The sequence below is a fragment of the Acinetobacter sp. 24-47-62 genome, assembly GCF_056779765.1.
Genome location: NZ_JBWYIN010000013.1, coordinates 100,068 through 117,481, shown reverse-complemented (window position 1 = coordinate 117,481; position 17,414 = coordinate 100,068). Strand labels below are relative to the sequence as shown.

Genomic DNA, 17,414 nt, shown 5'->3' with positions numbered 1-17,414 from the left:
GATGGTAGTGTGGGGTTACCCATGTGAGAGTAAGTCATCGCCAGCTCATTATTCTAAACACCCCCTTCAATAGAAGGGGGTGTTTTTTTATATCAAAAAATTGAAATAAAAAATTAAATATAAAGGGAAATGCATGGGGTACTGGAATATATCCGTTAAATACATTTTTAATCTTAAAATTGAAAAAAATAATCATATAGACGATAAATTTTATGTCTTGAACAGTTATAGCAACCTCTCTTATCCTTCTGATGCTCAAATTCATAATGTATGATTAGTCTCTATTGGTATACCTGTGTACATAGAAAAATGATCGCATAATCAATTGGTCGTGGTTGTATTTTAATGCTTTAAATAATGAGTGACTAAAATGCATGCGAGATGCAATAGAGGCATTTACATAATAAAAAGTAAGAGTGAAAAATATATTACTTAATTACTCATGAACAGAAGTTGCTTGAGAGGTCATGATATAGTGAATTTAAAAGTTTTAAATCCGAATATATTTAAGGATACGCGATGACCAATTCAGAAAAAAAAATTGAGTGTGATTATTCTCTTTATGTTGCCTCTAAAGCATCCCAAACAGGTCAATGGCTTGAAGTAAAAGATAAATTTAGCCAAAAAACATTTGCCCGAGTAGCCTTAGCAGATGCAAATACTTTAGAAAAAGCAATCCAATCTGCAATTGATGCAGAACAGGCAATGGCAAAATTAGAACCATTTCAAAAGCAAAAGATTTTATTACATTGTGTCAAACGCTTTGGCGAAATGAGAGAGGAATTAACTGCAATTCTGATTGCAGAGGGTGGAAAGCCATTAAAAGCAGCTCAGGCTGAAGTTGAGCGTCTTATAAATACCTTTCAAATCGCTGCTGATGCTGTTACACAAATGGACGATGGGCGTTTAATGCCATTGGCTGTGACAGCTGCTACACAGGGTTATACAGGTATGATTAAACATGTTCCGATTGGTGCTATATCATTAATTAGTCCTTTTAATTTTCCACTTAATTTAACTGCTCATAAAATTGCACCTGCAATTGCAGCAGGGTGTCCTTTCGTACTGAAACCTGCGTCACTTACACCAGTTTCTGCTCTAAAAATTGCAGAAGTGTTGGCGGAAACTGATTTACCTCAAGGTGCATTTTCAGTTTTACCTTGTCCTCGCGAACAGGCAGATATCTTGGTAACTGATGACCGATTCAAATTACTCAGTTTTACTGGATCGGATGAAGTCGGTTGGGATATGAAAGCACGTGCTGGTCGAAAAAAAGTCACCTTAGAGCTTGGTGGAAATGCTGCTGTTTTAATTGAACCTGATACTGAAATATCTGATGTGTTAATTGATCGTCTTATTGGGGGAGCTTATAACCATGCAGGTCAAGTTTGTATTAGTGTCCAAAGAATTTTAGTCCATGAAAATATTTATACGGATTTAAAGAAGAAATTAATTTCCAAAATAAAAAAAATCAAAGCGAGCGATCCAAATTCAGACTTGACCTTATGTGGCCCTATGATCAAGGAGGAAGAAGCTAAAAGGCTTAAAAAATGGGTCGATAAAGCGGTAAAGAAAGGAGCCAAAGTTTTAGTCGAAGGTCAGGTAAAAGGGGCTTTATTTGATCCAGTATTGCTAGAAAATGTTGATACGTCTTTAGAAATTTATAAAGATGAAGCTTTTGGGCCAGTAGCCATTCTAGAGAAGTATAAAGATTTTGAAAAAGGCATTGCTACAATTAATCAAAGCCGATTTGGTCTACAAGCTGGCGTTTATACACAAAGTCTGAATAAAATGATGTATGCGTGGAATCATTTACATGTAGGTGGTGTCATCATTAATGATATTCCATCATTCCGTGTAGATAATATGCCTTATGGTGGCGTTAAAGATTCGGGTCTAGGTCGAGAAGGGATTCAATCAGCAATTCGAGATATGCAAGAAGAACGATTGCTTGTGATTAAACAAGGATAAATTATTATTTATGTTAAAAGGAGCATAACGCTCCTTTTAAATTATTTAGTTTAGATTAACGCTGTGATTTAAAAATAAACATATTGAGTTAAAATTAATCAATAAGAATAAAAAAATGATGAAACACAGTTTTTTCCTGAATTAATTACAGAAAAATCTGATTAAAAGCGCTATTGTTAATTCATTAAACATCCTTTATTTCATCTTTCTTTAACCAAGAATATTAAATAAGGGGTGGTTTGTAATTCGAAAAAAATGCTCAAAAGGCCATTTCTGATTCAAACAACAAAATTTTAATGGTATGCAATTACTTGCGAGATAACATCAACAATAGCAGTAAGCGTGTACCCATTTACGGATTAGGTACTATATGACAGCTTCACGTGAAAATTGGAGCGCCAGATCAGGTTTTATTATTGCAGCTATTGGTTCTGCAGTAGGTTTAGGCAATATTTGGCGTTTTCCCTATGTCGCATATGAAAATGGTGGCGGGGCATTTTTAATCCCTTATCTGGTTGCAATTTTTGCTGCCGGTCTTCCACTTTTATTTTTAGATTATGCAGTTGGACATAAATACCGTAAGGCCCCACCTACAGCTTACAAGAAGTTGATGAATGGTGAATCATTGGGTTGGTGGCAAGTCGCTGTGACATTAATTATTGGTATTTACTATGCCAGTGTATTGTCATGGGCGGGTAGTTATATGTTCTACTCATTTGGTCAACAGTGGGGAAGTGATACAGAAAAATTCTTTTTCACCACCTATCTTCAGAATGGTGAAGGCTTAGCATTTGGATTTGTTCCGACCTTATTTATAGGTTTGGTTGTCGTTTGGGCGATCGTTATGTTCATCCTGTATGGTGGGGTGAAGAAAGGCGTGGAATTGTCGAATAAGATCTTTATGCCCTTGTTGGTGGTTTTATTTACGATTCTCGTGATTCAAGCTATTCGTTTACCAGGTGCTGTCCAAGGTTTAAATGCATTCTTTACACCAAACTGGGAAGCGATGGGCAACTATAAAGTGTGGTTAGCTGCATTTGGCCATATCTTTTTCTCGTTATCCGTTGGTTTCGGGATTATGTTGACCTACGCTTCGTATTTGAAGAAAAAAACGAATTTAACTGGTTCTGGACTAGTCGTTGCTCTTGCAAATTCATCTTTTGAAATTTTAGCTGGTATTGGGGTATTTGCAGCATTAGGTTTCATGGCCTACAGTGCGGGTGCTTCAGTTGATGATGTGGTATCTGGTGGTATTGGTTTAGCTTTTATCGCTTTCCCTAAAATCATTTCAAGCATGGGGGCTGGCGGAGACTTATTTGGCTTCTTGTTCTTTGCATCTTTAACAGTTGCAGGGATTACATCCATGGTCAGTATTCTTCAAGTTCCAATCGCAGGTTTTCAAGACAAGTTAGGATGGTCTCGTAAGAAGGCTGTGACAATTATTGCAGGTGGTTCAGCAATTGTTTCAACTTTATTGTTCTCAACTCACAGCGCGATTACCTTTGTCGATATTATCGATTACTTTGCCAATAATATTGGTATTGTCGCGGGTGGCTTATTATCAATTGTATTGGTGTCATGGTTCCGTCGACCATTGTTAAAGCAACTTCAAGAGCATGTAAATCAATATTCTAGTATTAAGCTAGGTGTTGGTTGGAACTTCATGTTGACGATAGTCACGCCAATTTCATTGTTAGCTGCGTTATTGCTAACTTTGAACTCAATATTTACTGAAGGTTATGGCGGTTATCCAATTGAGATTCTATTGCCAATTGGTGGCGGTGTAGTTGCAATCTTTGTATTCTGTGCGGTTGTTTTTAGTCGTCTAAAAGACAATGGACCTGAGGAGAAATAAGATGAATACTTCTGCTTTAATGATGCTTATTATCTCAACAGTGCTGTTATGGGGTGGTCTTATTTTAGCCATGATTCATTTGGCAAAAAACCCAGATGAGCTTGAAGATTAAACTACTTCAGATCAATATTAAAAAAGCCATGACACGAGTCATGGCTTTTTTATATGTCGGTAAATTAGAAATAAACTATCTTAAAAAATAGCATTAAATCTTTTGAATTAAACAATAATAGAATCCATCACCATGACCTTGTTGTGGCAATAACTGACGGCCGTGGATTTGTTCAATTCCCCAATTTACATTTAATTTGATTTCTTGAGCATCTGCATGCGTGTTGAAGAAATCAATCATTTGGTGTTCATTTTCAGCTTTCAAAATCGAGCAGGTAATATAAAGCATTGATCCGCCAACTTTGAGTTGTAGCCACATGTGATTCAGAATTTGTTTTTGAAGTTCAACCGTTTGTTGAATATCGGTAGATTGGCGAAGTAAACGAATATCTGGATGACGTCTTACAACTCCAATAGCAGAACACGGTGCATCAAGAATAATACAGTCAGCCTGTTCAGGTGCAGACCATACCGTAGCATCAGCAGTCAGTATTTCCACTGGTGCATACTGATTAAGAGCAAGACGCTCTAAGTTTTCACTTAGGCGGCTTAAACGTTTTGTATCGTGATCGACCGCATACAGCTTTTTAGGGCGATAACACTCTAAAATATGTGCTGTTTTTCCACCTGGAGCCGCACATGCATCAATTACGATTTTATCATCAAGATTTGGCAATAAGGTCGCGCAAAGTTGAGCATGTTCATCCTGAACAGAAAAACCACCTTCTTCAAAGCCAGGGAGGTGAGGAATATGCACGGATTGATCTAAGATAATGCCGACATCGGACCATTCACATGGATGAGCATCAATCCCTTCTTCATCAAGAATATCTAAATATTCCTCACGGCTTACCTGTCGTTCATTTACACGTAGTGTCAAAGGCGCAGCCAGTTTAAGCTCAGCTGAAAGCATTTCAAGATACTCTGGCCAATCTTTTTTCAAACGCTTAAATAGCCAACTAGGTAAACCATGGGCTTGGTCTAATGCTTCGCCGAATTCTTCAGTTTCACGTGAAACACGACGTAGAATCGCATTCACGACGCCACTTAAAGCCTCAAAACCAAGTTGTTTGGTGGCTGTTACCGTTTCTGAGATAGCCGCATGTGCTGGAATACGCGTGCAAAGCAGTTGATATAAACCTAAATATAGGCAGCTTTCAACGGTTTCATTGTTGAGCGGTTTAGTCAAAAGAGGGAGAGTAATTGCTTTAAGTGCATGCCATTGGCGTAAAGTGCCTAAAGTCAATTCATGAAATAAGGCCCGATCACGCTCACCAACCAATGAAAGATGTTGGGAAAGAACAGAGGTGAGGGATTGCCCATTCTGAACGGCTAGTAATGTTTTAATCACATGTCCGCGTAAATTTAAATGAGAAGATTGTTGGCTCATGCGAAGATCTGTCCTGGCTGCAATTTTTGACTTTGTAGAATTTGTGCAGCATTGAGCGCTTTACCGCCTGGCCACTGAAGTTGAGTGAGGCAAATCACTTGATGATCACCACACACAACGTGAACACCATCCTGATCGACAGCGATGATTTCACCGATTTGTTGAGTTGATGGAGTGAGTGAAGAAAGTTTCGAATTCCAAATACGTAAATTGTTGGTTTCATCAATAGGAGTGAAAGCTACGGGCCAAGGATTGAAAGCACGGATATTTCGATCAATCGTCACAGCATCATTTGCCCAGTTAATTTGAGCTTCAGCCTTCGACAGTTTATGTGCATACACTGTAAGTGATTCATCTTGAACTTCACGTGTATCTAAATAATGCTTTAAAGTGTCTTCACTTTCTAAAACAGCGAGAGTGGCTTCAGCCCCTTGTTGAGCCAGTTTATCATGTAAGGTTGCGGAAGTATCTTCAGCCGTAATAGGACAGATCGTTTTAAACATCATATCACCAGTGTCTAGACCAGCTGCCATTTTCATGATCGTAATACCTGTTTCAGTATCACCTGTCGCGATAGCACGTTGAATAGGGGCTGCACCTCGCCAGCGAGGCAATAAGGAACCATGAATATTCAAGCAGCCGTATTTAGGTGTATCCAAAACGACTTGAGGCAAGATTAAACCGTATGCTGCGACCACCATCACATCAGCATTGAAAGACTTGAGTTCAGCTTGAGCAGCCAAACCGTCCTCAGTCGACGATTTAAAATGTAAAGGTTGGTAAACAGGAATATTGTGCTCAAGCGCCAATTGCTTTACCGCTGACGCTGTCAGTTTTTGTCCACGTCCTGCTTTACGGTCTGGCTGCGTATACACAGCAACAATTTCATGAGAAGTCTTTAGCAAAGCTGCTAATGCACTCGCTGCAAATTCAGGGGTTCCCGCAAAGATGATTTTCACTCAGACACTTCCAAAACAATATAAAGAACATTATATGCCAAAAGCGATTTTCGCCCAAATAAGGTCGTAATTTGAAACGTTTTCATGTGCATTTTGTGCTTAAGGTGTGATTAATAAAATTTATGTATTTTTAAAAAAAGATTCATGAAAGTTTTGTATTACGATTTCAGATAAGGGTTTATAGTAGATCACATCTCTTACATCGATTTAGATCGTTGAGGGCAAATCAGACCTATACGAACAATTGCAAGCAATGGTTAACTGTTAATCAGAAAGCTGTCATAATAGAAGTAAGGTTCAACTGATTTAGCCTTATATTTCAGTATCATTTAGCCAGATTGAATATATATTCATCGAGCTCAGCTTAAGTTGGAAATAAAAATGCCTGACTATCGTTCGAAAACATCAACACACGGAAGAAATATGGCGGGTGCACGTGGCTTATGGCGTGCAACTGGAATGAAAGACGAAGATTTTGGCAAACCAATTATTGCAGTAGTCAACTCATTCACACAATTCGTACCGGGTCATGTGCATCTTAAAGACTTAGGTCAGCTTGTTGCACGTCAGATTGAACAAGCGGGTGGTGTAGCTAAAGAATTTAATACAATCGCAGTAGACGACGGTATTGCAATGGGTCACGACGGAATGTTGTATTCATTACCATCGCGTGACTTGATTGCTGACTCAGTCGAATACATGGTCAATGCACACTGTGCAGATGCAATGGTTTGTATCTCGAACTGTGACAAAATCACACCAGGGATGTTGATGGCGGCAATGCGCTTAAACATTCCTGTGGTGTTTGTTTCAGGCGGCCCGATGGAAGCTGGTAAAGTCCAAATTCGTGGTGGTGAACAAGCGATTGACCTTGTGGATGCCATGATTGTTGCTGCAGATGACAACTACACAGATGAAGAAGTAAAAGCATACGAACGTTCTGCATGTCCAACTTGTGGTTCATGTTCAGGGATGTTTACTGCAAACTCAATGAATTGTTTGACAGAAGCATTAGGTTTATCATTACCGGGTAATGGTTCAACACTTGCAACGCATGCCAACCGTAAAAAACTATTTGAGCGTGCGGGTCAGTTGATTGTTGAAATCACAAAACGCCATTACGAACAAAATGATTACAGCGTATTACCACGCAACATTGCCCCTAAAGCTGCTTATGAAAATGCCATGACTTTAGATATCGCGATGGGTGGTTCTACCAATACAGTACTTCACTTATTAGCGGCTGCGCATGAAGCAGAAGTTGATTTTACAATGGACGATATCGATCGTTTATCACGTAAAGTGCCTGTACTGTGTAAAGTTGCACCTGCGGTTAAAAATGTTCACATGGAAGATGTCCACCGTGCAGGCGGTATCATGTCGATCCTTGGCGAACTAGACCGTGCAGGTTTGTTAGATACTTCTGTACCAACCGTACACGAAAAAACATTAAAAGACGCTTTAGATAAGTGGGACATTATTCGTACTGAAAATGAAGAGGTATATAACTTCTATAAATCAGCACCGGGCGGTGTACCAACACAAACAGCATTCTCACAAGACCGTTACTACACACGTCTTGATGGTGACCGTGAGAAGGGTGTGATTCGTAATGCAGAACATGCATTCTCTAAAGACGGTGGTTTAGCAGTCCTTTACGGTAACATCGCACTTGATGGTTGTATCGTAAAAACTGCGGGTGTAGATGATTCTATCCTTAAATTCAACGGTACAGCACGCGTATTTGAAAGCCAAGATGATGCAGTAGAAGCAATCTTAGGTGGCAAAATCGTTGCAGGTGATGTGGTGTTAATTCGCTACGAAGGCCCACAAGGTGGTCCGGGTATGCAGGAAATGTTGTACCCAACAAGTTACTTAAAATCTAAAGGTTTAGGTAAAGATTGTGCGCTTGTAACTGATGGTCGTTTCTCAGGTGGTTCATCAGGTCTTTCGATTGGTCACGTATCTCCAGAAGCAGCTGAAGGCGGTACAATTGCTTTAGTTGAAGATGGCGACCGTATCGAAATTGATATTCCAAACCGTACGATTCACTTAGCAGTTGCTGATGATGTATTGGCAGCGCGCCGTGAAGTGCAAGAAGCTAAAGGTTGGAAGCCTGCGAAAGAGCGTCCACGTAAAGTATCTAAAGCACTTAAAGCGTATGCAATGCATGCAACAAGTGCTGCAAAAGGTGCAGTACGCGATATCTAATCTGCTTATAAACTAGATCAATCATGATTCAAAAGCATCCTTCGGGATGCTTTTTTAATTACGAAATGTTTGAATTTCATCTGAAAGCGTCAATTACATTAATGACAATATTTGATAGAAAGGTCATAAATATTGATCAATTCTCTTTGTCTTGATATAAGTTTTGCTCGCGTTCAAACTTTTTTAGTTTTAGAAAAAGTGATGAATTCGATACTTTGAGCACATAATTTACCAGTAAAATCATCTGAGGCACATCTCATGTCATTGTTACGCCGTTGGTTTGATCCACTACGATCGAGTTGGTTTTATCAGAAACCAAATCGTCAAGAGGTCTTGTCAACTGAGCAGGGTTTAACGATCTATCTTCGTTTAGATGATGTGTATAGTTATCTTGCAGTCCAGCAATTGGCACAATTAAATGACATTTTAAAAGATGAAATTAAGCCGTTAAAAATTGTTATCTCAGATACTGCTGCTGAAGCTCCAAATGATATGAGTCCTGAAGAGTGGCGAGATTACAGTCTACGTGATGCCCAAATTTTAGCGTACCAGCATCGTTTCGGATTCGATAATGAAAAGCCTGAAATACCAAGTGCTGAAGCGATTCAACAGGCAGAAACGATTTTACGAAATACCCCATTAACAGGTGAAAATTTTCTCTATTTATTGGAAGATGTCTTCCATATGTTGTGGCAACAGCAGTATGGAAAATTACGTACTTTGTATGTCATGGCTAGTCGACATCGAAAAGAACAACAAATCGCTGAGCGAACTTTTGATCACACGCCAGTTTTAGCAAGTTTTTTTGAGCTCGGTAATCGTCGGTATCATGCGGTAGATGATTTATTAAGATTGACCCGCCGTTTAAAACAACAAAGACTCTTGACCGGTAATCCTATTTTTCTCATCAATCATATTGAGTGGCGGGAACACCTAATGAATGATGCTGAAGAATTATCTGAGATTCAGGCGATGAATCCTGAGTTAGACCTCTATATTGCATTAGAAGATCCGATCTCTTGGTTATTATTAGCTTATATTAAAGAGGAACTTGCCGATTATTACGATATCCAACTTACCGTTTATCCATTGCAATATCAGGGACGAGATTTATTTGATTGGAGTTTGGCAACGCGTTTATCTAAACGAACAGAAGTAAAATTTACGCCGTTTTGCCGACCGACTCAGCATGCGACATATGAAATAGCACGATTGTTTTACAGTGTGCCTGAGGATCAACGTCTTGATGCAATGTATGAAATTTTGCAGGCTGTATGGAGTAAAGGTAAAGATCTATCGTATCGACCTCATATTCAAGCCTTAAAACAGAACTTGAATATCACGACGCTCACTGAAGAGTCGATCAGTCAAAAGCTGGAAGAAAATCAATTACTCTGTGAGATGAAATCACAACCTGATTTACCAGTGCTTGAGCTTCGTATCGATGGTAAGAGTTATGTGTTTAATAGCTTATATCGTGTATGGATGATTGAAAGTATTTTCAGTAATGTGTTAGAACAAAAGTACAAAAGTGAAAATGAATCTGAACACAGGGATACCGAATCAATTGAAAATCAATAAAGAAAAATGCGAAACCCTTCAGCAAGCTCGAGCACAAATAGATTCAATTGATCAAGCCATAACAGAATTAATTGGTTTACGCCAATATTATGTAGATCAGGCAGTTCGTTTTAAAAGAACTATCCAAGATGTACAGTCACCTGAACGTGTTGAAATAGTGATTGAAAAAATACGTGAATTGGCTACAAAGAATGGTGTGGATCCATTACTGATGGAAAAAATATATCGAGAGATGATTCAACACTTTATTCAAAGAGAGTTAAAAGAAATACGACCATAACAGTCGGAATTCTTAATAAGAATGAGGAAATTAGTTTCCTCTTTTATTCATTGAAATTTACAAAATATATAGCCGATTTGTGAACTGGTTCAACAAAGCTTAGTGTTACAAAAAATAATATTAAGTTAACATTTGGATACATCACTTTTTAGACTGACGGTCGAAGGCGCTATGGATACCCAGTTACAATTAGAAAAAATAGTCAAGGATCTTGAAAACTATAAAGTAGCCATTGATGCACATTCAATTGTAGCCATAACAGATGCACGTGGCGTCATTACTCATGTCAATGAGAAGTTTTGTAATATCTCACAGTATTCTTATGAAGAGCTGGTCGGATCAACACATAAAATTATTAATTCAGGCTATCACCCGAGAAGTTTTTTTAAATATATGTGGAAAGCCATTTCGAGTGGAGAAATTTGGAAAGGCGAAATTTGTAACCGAGCTAAAAATGGTTCTTTATATTGGGTTGAAACCACGATTGTGCCGCTTAAAGATAATAATGGCGTTTTACAAAACTATATCTCCATTCGAACTGATATCACACAGCTAAAAAATTCCGAAGACCATGCACGTTATATGGCATTACATGATGAATTAACGGGATTGCCTAACCGCCGTTTTATGCAAGAACGCATGTTGGAGGTGATTGAATCATGTAAACAAAATGGTACACATAGTGCACTCATGATGTTGGATTTGGATAACTTCAAAAATATTAATGACACGTTAGGACACGATCGTGGAGATGACCTACTCAAAATGGTCTCGGTGCGCCTTATGGAGTGTGTGGCACAGCAGAATGCAATTGTCCGTCTTGGTGGAGACGAGTTTTTAATTATTCTTTCAGATTTAGATCCAGATGAAACGATTGCTAATCAAGCAGTGATGCAAATCGCTGATAAAGTTCGTGCTGCATTAAATGAGCCTTTCGTATTAAAGGATAATAAAATCCATACTAGCTCTAGTATCGGAATTTTTATTTTCCGTAATTCAAAATTGCCAAAAAATGAGTTGCTTAAGTACGCCGACATGGCGCTGTATCAAGCTAAAGAAAATGGTAAAAACTGCATATGTGTTTTTGATCCTGAAATGGAACAAAGTGTTATTGCTAAAGCTGCTTTATTAAATGATTTAAGATTAGCTTTATTACGAGATGAGTTCCAACTTTATTATCAGATTTTAGTAAATCGTGAAGAGGAAGTGATTGGGTATGAGGCCTTGCTACGTTGGAGTCATCCTGAACACGGTTTGATTTTACCAGGTCGATTTATTGAAGAAGTGGAGAAAACTGATCTCATACATGATGTTGGTAATCGTGTATTAGTATTAGCATGCCAACAGTTAAAAGATTGGAGCCAATACCCAGAATCTTCAAACTGGACGATTTCAGTCAATATTAGTGTCGAACAATTCCGTAAGACTGACTTTGATAAAAATGTGCTTCGGATTATTGATGAAGCAGGAATTGATCCAACATTATTACGTTTAGAACTTACTGAAAGTATGTTCTATACCGATATGCATAACTCAATTGAGAAAATGAAAAAGCTCATCGAGCGTGGATTAAGATTCTCTATGGATGATTTTGGAACAGGATATTCTTCATTGAATTACCTCAAAATGCTTCCACTGGATCAACTCAAAATTGATCGTTCATTTGTAGAAAATATTGTCGGTAATCCACGCGATATTGCTATTGTGAAAACGATTATTGATTTAGCACAAATTCTCGATCTGAATGTGGTGGCAGAGGGTGTAGAAACTGAAGAGCAGTTCCAAGTTCTGAAAGAAAATGGCTGTAATACGTTTCAAGGCTATTATTTTGGTCGACCTCAACCGATTGAAAAAAATCTTAAAATACTTAATTAGAATAAAAAATTAAAAAAGAGAGCATTAAGCTCTCTTTTTTTATATGCGATAGATTTTTAGTTAGACTTTCCACCTAAGCTAAAGAACCAATTCAGGAATAATGCAGCAAAGGTAGCCGTTCCAATACCACCTAAATTGAAGCTACCAAATTGAAGCGCAAAGTCACCAGTACCTAAGATCAGCGTGATCGCAGCAATCATGAGGTTTTTATTTTTAGAGAAATCGACACGATGTTCGATCCAAATTTTAGCACCAGCGATGGTAATTAAACCAAACACCACAATTGATGCACCTGCAAGAATCGCAGTTGGAATGGTTTGAATAATTGCACCAAATTTTGGTGATAAGCCAAGGAAAATTGCGAATACACCTGCGATGGCGAAAATAATCGTGGAATAGACACGTGTCACAGCCATCACGCCAATATTTTCCCCATAAGTGGTCATGCCTGGAGCACCTACACCACCGGCTAATGATGTTGCAACACCATCGGCTACAAACGCTTTACCAATATGTGGGTCTAGATTTTCACCAGTCATGGCAGAGACTGCTTTGATGTGACCTAAGTTTTCAGCCACTAAAATTAAAGCTACAGGAGCAATGATGAGCATCGCGTCCGTACTCAACTCAGGAGCATGAAAGTTAGGCAGACCAAACCATGCAGCTTGTGTAATCGGCGTGAAGTTAATTGGAGTACCGTAACCCATGATATTCGTAATAACAAAGTATACGATATAAGACAGCACCAAACCCACAAGTAAAAGTAGGCGTTGTAGCATCCCTTTGGTGAATACTGCAATTGAAGCCATACACATGACAGTAATCAATGCCATCCACATATTAAATGGATTACCCGCGACACTTTTTACCGTTACCGGTGCAAGATGCAGACCGATGATCATGACCACAGAACCTGTTACGACAGGAGGCATGAGCTTTTCAATCCATCGAGTACCTGTTGCCATCACCAGAAAACCAATTAAGGCATAAAGGACACCACAGGCAATAATTCCCCCAGCAGCTAATGCAATATTCGCATTTGCTCCAGCACCGGCATAGCCCGTTGCCGCGATGACTACACCAATAAAAGCAAAGCTTGAGCCTAAATAACTGGGCACTCGACCGCCAGTGATGAGGAAAAATAACAGGGTACAAATACCTGACATTAATATAGCAAGATTAGGATCAAAACCCATTAATAATGGTGCTAAAACTGTCGCACCAAACATGGCAAAAGCATGTTGAATGCCAAGAACTACACTTTGCGCAGGAGGTAAATATTCGGTCGTGCCAACAGGACGCGTATCAATATCATCCGTGAAGGGACGCCATTTAGGAAACCAACTGGTCATAAAGTGAGCACTCAATAGTTAAATTGTGCACATCATACGCCTGTTTTATGAGAAATCATCTGTTTCTTGAAAAATTATTAAAACTAATGGTCTGACTTTTATTGAATTTTTACCCATCGGTAAAAAAAATATGTTTTAAAAATAAAGTAAAATCAGCCTATTGCAATTCAGCTATATCAAAAAAATCTATATCCATATTGAGTAAAAAATTTATAGGTGCTTTGTTGTTATTACTGAAAATTAGAATAAAGTCTTTAAATTGCTCAAGCCCATAAAGGTACTTGAGCATAGACAGTCGTGAAATCAACCCGTATTACGTAATCCAGCAGCAATACCTGCAATACTTACCATTAATGCATGGTCAACCTCAGTTTGTTCGACAGTTCGTTCAGCTAAATATTCGCGACGTCTTTTCATGAGTTCTGCTTGTAACAGGTGTAATGGAAGAAGATAGGGTTTACGAATCTTCATGGCTTGATCAAGAACTTCATTAGAACTGAGTAATTTAGATTCACCTTTCATTGCCAATAAAGTTTGTACTGCGTCATGTAAGCGTTGGCGTAGTTCCGCACCCAATACTTTAAGATTTTCATCTTGGGTGAGATGAGATTCATAATACAATGCGACATTGCTATCTGATTTAGATAGCACCATCTCCAACATATCAATTAAAGTTTGGAAATAAGGCCATTGTTCTAACATTTCATCTAGCTCAGCTTTGTGACCTTCTGAAATGACTTGATTGATGGCTGCACCAGTACCTAACCATGCTGGAAGCATTAATCGAATTTGAGTCCATGCAAATACCCATGGAATTGCACGTAAGGATTCAATACCACCGCTGATTTTTCGTTTCGCTGGTCTTGAACCCAAAGGTAGCATCTGTAATTCAAGCTCTGGCGTCACGGTTCTTAAGTATTGGACAAAATGAGGGTTTTCGCGGACTGTTTGACGGTAAACATTCACAGAGAGTTCCGTCATTTTGTGCATCAACTCGCGCCATGCTGCCTTGGGTTCTGGTGGTGGGAGTAAAGTCGCTTCTAAGGTAGCTGCGGTATAAATTTCTAAATTTTGCAGTGCGATTTCTTCTAATCCAAATTTGAATCGGATCATTTCGCCTTGTTCGGTCACACGGATTGCACCTGAGATTGAGCCAGGTGGTTGTGAAAATAGTGCTTGTTGGGTTGGAGCACCACCACGACTAATTGAGCCACCACGACCATGGAACAAAGTGAGTTGTATACCATGTTGTTTGGCAATAGCTGTTAACTCTTCTTGTGCACGGTACTGAGCCCAATTCGCAGACATGAAACCTGCATCTTTTGCTGAGTCAGAGTAACCAATCATGACCTCGTGCTTGTTTTGAATATGTTGTTTGTACCAATGCATACTGAATAAAGTATTCATGGTCGAAGCTGCGCCATCTAAATCTTTTAACGTTTCAAATAATGGAACTACACGCAGAGGTTGCTTAATACCTGCTTCTTTTTGGAGTAATAGAACCGCCAAAACGTCACTTGGATATTCTGCCATTGAAATAATATAAGCACCTAGACTTTCAGCAGGTTGTTCTGCCAAAGTTCGCATGGTAGCGAATACTTCTTGAACATCAGGATGCTCAATAAGACTTTGAGCAGATTCATTAAGATGTTTAGGAAGTAAAGGGCGTTTGCTTTGCAGTTCTTGTAATAAGAAGTTTTGACGGGCTTGTTCAGTCCATGTCTCAAAATTGCCAAGTCCAAGATACTCAGTAATCGCTGAAATTGCTTGACGATGACGACCTGACTCTTGGCGAATATCTAGTTTTAATAACTCAATACCGAAACAATTCACGCGATAAATAAAATCGAGTAACTTTCCTTGAGCGATACCGGAAAGGTTTGAATCGACTAATGAGCGATAACATAACAATAATGGCTGCAACAACTCATCTTTGTGATGAATAATCTGGCTACGATCCACATCAGAATGTTGACCTTGTAATTTTGCAGTGAGCCATTCTCTTGTAATTTTTAAGCGTTCACGTGTTGTTCTTAAATATTCACGATAAGGCTCTGGATGAGGCTGACCTAAGGCAGTCTTTAGTTCATCACTGCACGCCTGAACAGAAAGCTCCCAACGTAAATCTTCAATATCTCGGAGGTAGAGATCCGCGGCTTTCCATCGAGATAACCATAAAACTTCTTGAGTCACTTTGTGTGTGACATTTGGGTTTCCATCCCGGTCACCACCCATCCAAGATGCAAACCGCACAGGTGCAATATCTAAAGGTAAAGCTTGAGAACAATGCTCTTGAACCAATTGATTCAATTCACGGACAAACTTAGGAATAGCGTTCCATAAAGTTTGCTCAATGGTAGTAAAACCCCATTTTGCTTCATCAATTGGGGTTGGACGATGTTGGCGAATTTCATCGGTTTGCCATGCTGAACAAACCAATTGTTTTAATTCAGAAAGAACTTGAGCGCGCTGTTTGGGGGTCAGCTTTTGCTGATCAAACTTAGATAAACACTCGTTGATCCCATCATATTTTTGGATCAAGGTGCGACGACTAACTTCCGTAGGATGTGCGGTGAGTACAAGCTCAATATTTAGCTCACAAATTTGTTGATAAAGGGTTTCCGCTGAAATCAGCTGTTGTTGAAATTTTTCAAAAAGGGGAATAAGGACATTTGCTGCAGCACCGTTTTCATCAAACTCATTTTGGCGACGGCTACGTACCACATGATATTGTTCTGCAATATTGGCAAAGTTCAGAAAATGTGAAAAAGCGCGTGTCAGTGGAAGAATCTCATCATCTTTTAAACTTAAAAATAAACTTTCTAATTGTTTTTCAGCTTCGCTATCACCATCACGTGCACCTTTCGCGAGTGCACGAATTTGTTCAACTTGATTAAACAAATCTTGTCCAGCTTGTTCTTTTAAAGTCTCTCCTAAAAGATTACCGAGTAAGCGTACGTCTTCACGTAATGGAGCATCAATTTGTTGAATCATTTTTTTCTCCTTTTCTTGTTCTTTTGACTATACCGCTTATTCATGACATGCCAAGCGATTGCAAAATAATTTAAAGAAAATTAGGTGAAAAATACGCCATTTAAGAATGGAGAGAGCTATTTTTTGTATTTCAGCATAAATAATTCGATGGCTTGATGAATAATTTCATCACATTCTGCTTCACTGGGAACCTGACGAACACCTAATAATACTTCATGATGTCGATGCCCTAAGAGTAAAGAAAGGAGCAAATGTGTTTGCTTTTCAGCATCATCTTTCTGGATAAATCCGTGCTCAATCGCTTGAGCAAAAAAATCAGTCCATACCACAAATAACCGCTTATGAGATGCATTATAAAAAGGTTCAGCCAAAGGATTTTGCTCTGCTGCCAATTCTAATAATAAATGCTCAAGCTTAATGGCTTCAGGAAGATTGACAATTTGCAGCGCTAAACTACATACCTGATAGAAGTCTTCTAAAAAATTGGATTCAGGGTGTAATTGGATTCGCCGAGCATTGATTGATTCTTCGCACGTTTCTGCAATTGCATAGGTAAATAACGATTCTTTATCTTGAAAATGGTTATACACCGTCAGTTTAGTCACGCCAGCTTCTTTGGCAATTTGATTCATGCTTGAACCATGAAAGCCCTGTTTTAGAAACAAACGTTTAGCTGCCTCTAATATTTGTTTCTTTTTAACTAAATCCTTAGGACGTCCAATATTCATTTGCACAAAAAAATCCAAAAAAAACAGTTTAGGTCATACCTTGAAAAATGATTTTTAATTACTGTACCATGCGGTATATTAATTAAAAAATAATCAAATTAATATCC

General features: G+C 38.7%; 12 protein-coding genes. 7 read left to right on the top strand and 5 right to left on the bottom strand.

Annotated features, from left to right (window positions below; genetic code table 11):
* The first annotated feature begins 519 nt into the window (after positions 1-519).
* The 3 genes from AC1M87_RS11565 (at position 520) to AC1M87_RS11555 (ending at position 3,938) form a co-directional block, all read left to right on the top strand.
* Positions 520-1,971 carry an aldehyde dehydrogenase family protein gene (locus AC1M87_RS11565; protein WP_481593777.1) on the top strand — a complete coding sequence of 484 codons (1,452 nt, stop codon included), beginning with the start codon at positions 520-522 and terminating at the stop codon, positions 1,969-1,971.
* A gap of 370 nt (positions 1,972-2,341) precedes the next feature.
* Complete coding sequence (locus AC1M87_RS11560) at positions 2,342-3,826, top strand: sodium-dependent transporter (protein WP_481589409.1); 1,485 nt, start codon at positions 2,342-2,344, stop codon at positions 3,824-3,826.
* Between the two features lies 1 nt (position 3,827).
* On the top strand, positions 3,828-3,938 hold the full coding sequence (locus AC1M87_RS11555; protein ID WP_081403317.1) for a methionine/alanine import family NSS transporter small subunit: 111 nt from the start codon (positions 3,828-3,830) through the stop codon (positions 3,936-3,938).
* Between the two features lie 93 nt (positions 3,939-4,031).
* Here the strand turns inward: AC1M87_RS11555 and rsmB are convergent, their stop codons facing one another.
* Both rsmB and fmt read right to left on the bottom strand, forming a co-directional pair.
* Complete coding sequence (gene rsmB, locus AC1M87_RS11550) at positions 4,032-5,327, bottom strand: 16S rRNA (cytosine(967)-C(5))-methyltransferase RsmB (RefSeq protein WP_481593776.1); 1,296 nt, start codon at positions 5,325-5,327, stop codon at positions 4,032-4,034.
* Entirely contained in the window at positions 5,324-6,286 is a 963-nt protein-coding gene (gene fmt, locus AC1M87_RS11545) for a methionyl-tRNA formyltransferase (protein WP_481593775.1), read from the bottom strand. The genes rsmB and fmt overlap by 4 nt, the downstream gene beginning before the upstream one ends.
* A gap of 381 nt (positions 6,287-6,667) precedes the next feature.
* Between fmt and ilvD the strand changes: the two genes are divergently transcribed.
* The 4 genes from ilvD (at position 6,668) to AC1M87_RS11525 (ending at position 12,233) form a co-directional block, all read left to right on the top strand.
* Positions 6,668-8,497 carry a dihydroxy-acid dehydratase gene (gene ilvD / locus AC1M87_RS11540; RefSeq protein ID WP_481593774.1) on the top strand — a complete coding sequence of 610 codons (1,830 nt, stop codon included), beginning with the start codon at positions 6,668-6,670 and terminating at the stop codon, positions 8,495-8,497.
* Positions 8,498-8,755: 258 nt separating this feature from the next.
* The gene (locus AC1M87_RS11535; protein WP_481593773.1) at positions 8,756-10,078 is read left to right on the top strand and encodes a hypothetical protein; all 1,323 of its coding nucleotides are present in this window, start codon (positions 8,756-8,758) and stop codon (positions 10,076-10,078) included.
* Positions 10,071-10,358, top strand: coding sequence for a chorismate mutase (locus AC1M87_RS11530; RefSeq protein WP_035270424.1), 288 nt, complete (start codon positions 10,071-10,073; stop codon positions 10,356-10,358). Before AC1M87_RS11535 ends, AC1M87_RS11530 begins: the two co-directional genes overlap by 8 nt.
* A gap of 171 nt (positions 10,359-10,529) precedes the next feature.
* Positions 10,530-12,233, top strand: a complete 1,704-nt coding sequence (locus AC1M87_RS11525) for a putative bifunctional diguanylate cyclase/phosphodiesterase (RefSeq protein ID WP_092768001.1) — start codon at positions 10,530-10,532, stop codon at positions 12,231-12,233.
* Between the two features lie 56 nt (positions 12,234-12,289).
* On the opposite strand, the gene AC1M87_RS11520 is transcribed toward AC1M87_RS11525, so the two are convergent.
* The 3 genes from AC1M87_RS11520 to AC1M87_RS11510 form a co-directional block, all read right to left on the bottom strand.
* Positions 12,290-13,585, bottom strand: coding sequence for a solute carrier family 23 protein (locus AC1M87_RS11520; protein WP_481593772.1), 1,296 nt, complete (start codon positions 13,583-13,585; stop codon positions 12,290-12,292).
* A 303-nt stretch (positions 13,586-13,888) separates the two neighbouring features.
* Complete coding sequence (ppc, locus tag AC1M87_RS11515) at positions 13,889-16,579, bottom strand: phosphoenolpyruvate carboxylase (protein WP_481593771.1); 2,691 nt, start codon at positions 16,577-16,579, stop codon at positions 13,889-13,891.
* Positions 16,580-16,695: 116 nt separating this feature from the next.
* Complete coding sequence (locus AC1M87_RS11510; protein ID WP_035268797.1) at positions 16,696-17,313, bottom strand: TetR/AcrR family transcriptional regulator; 618 nt, start codon at positions 17,311-17,313, stop codon at positions 16,696-16,698.
* Positions 17,314-17,414 lie beyond the last annotated feature (101 nt).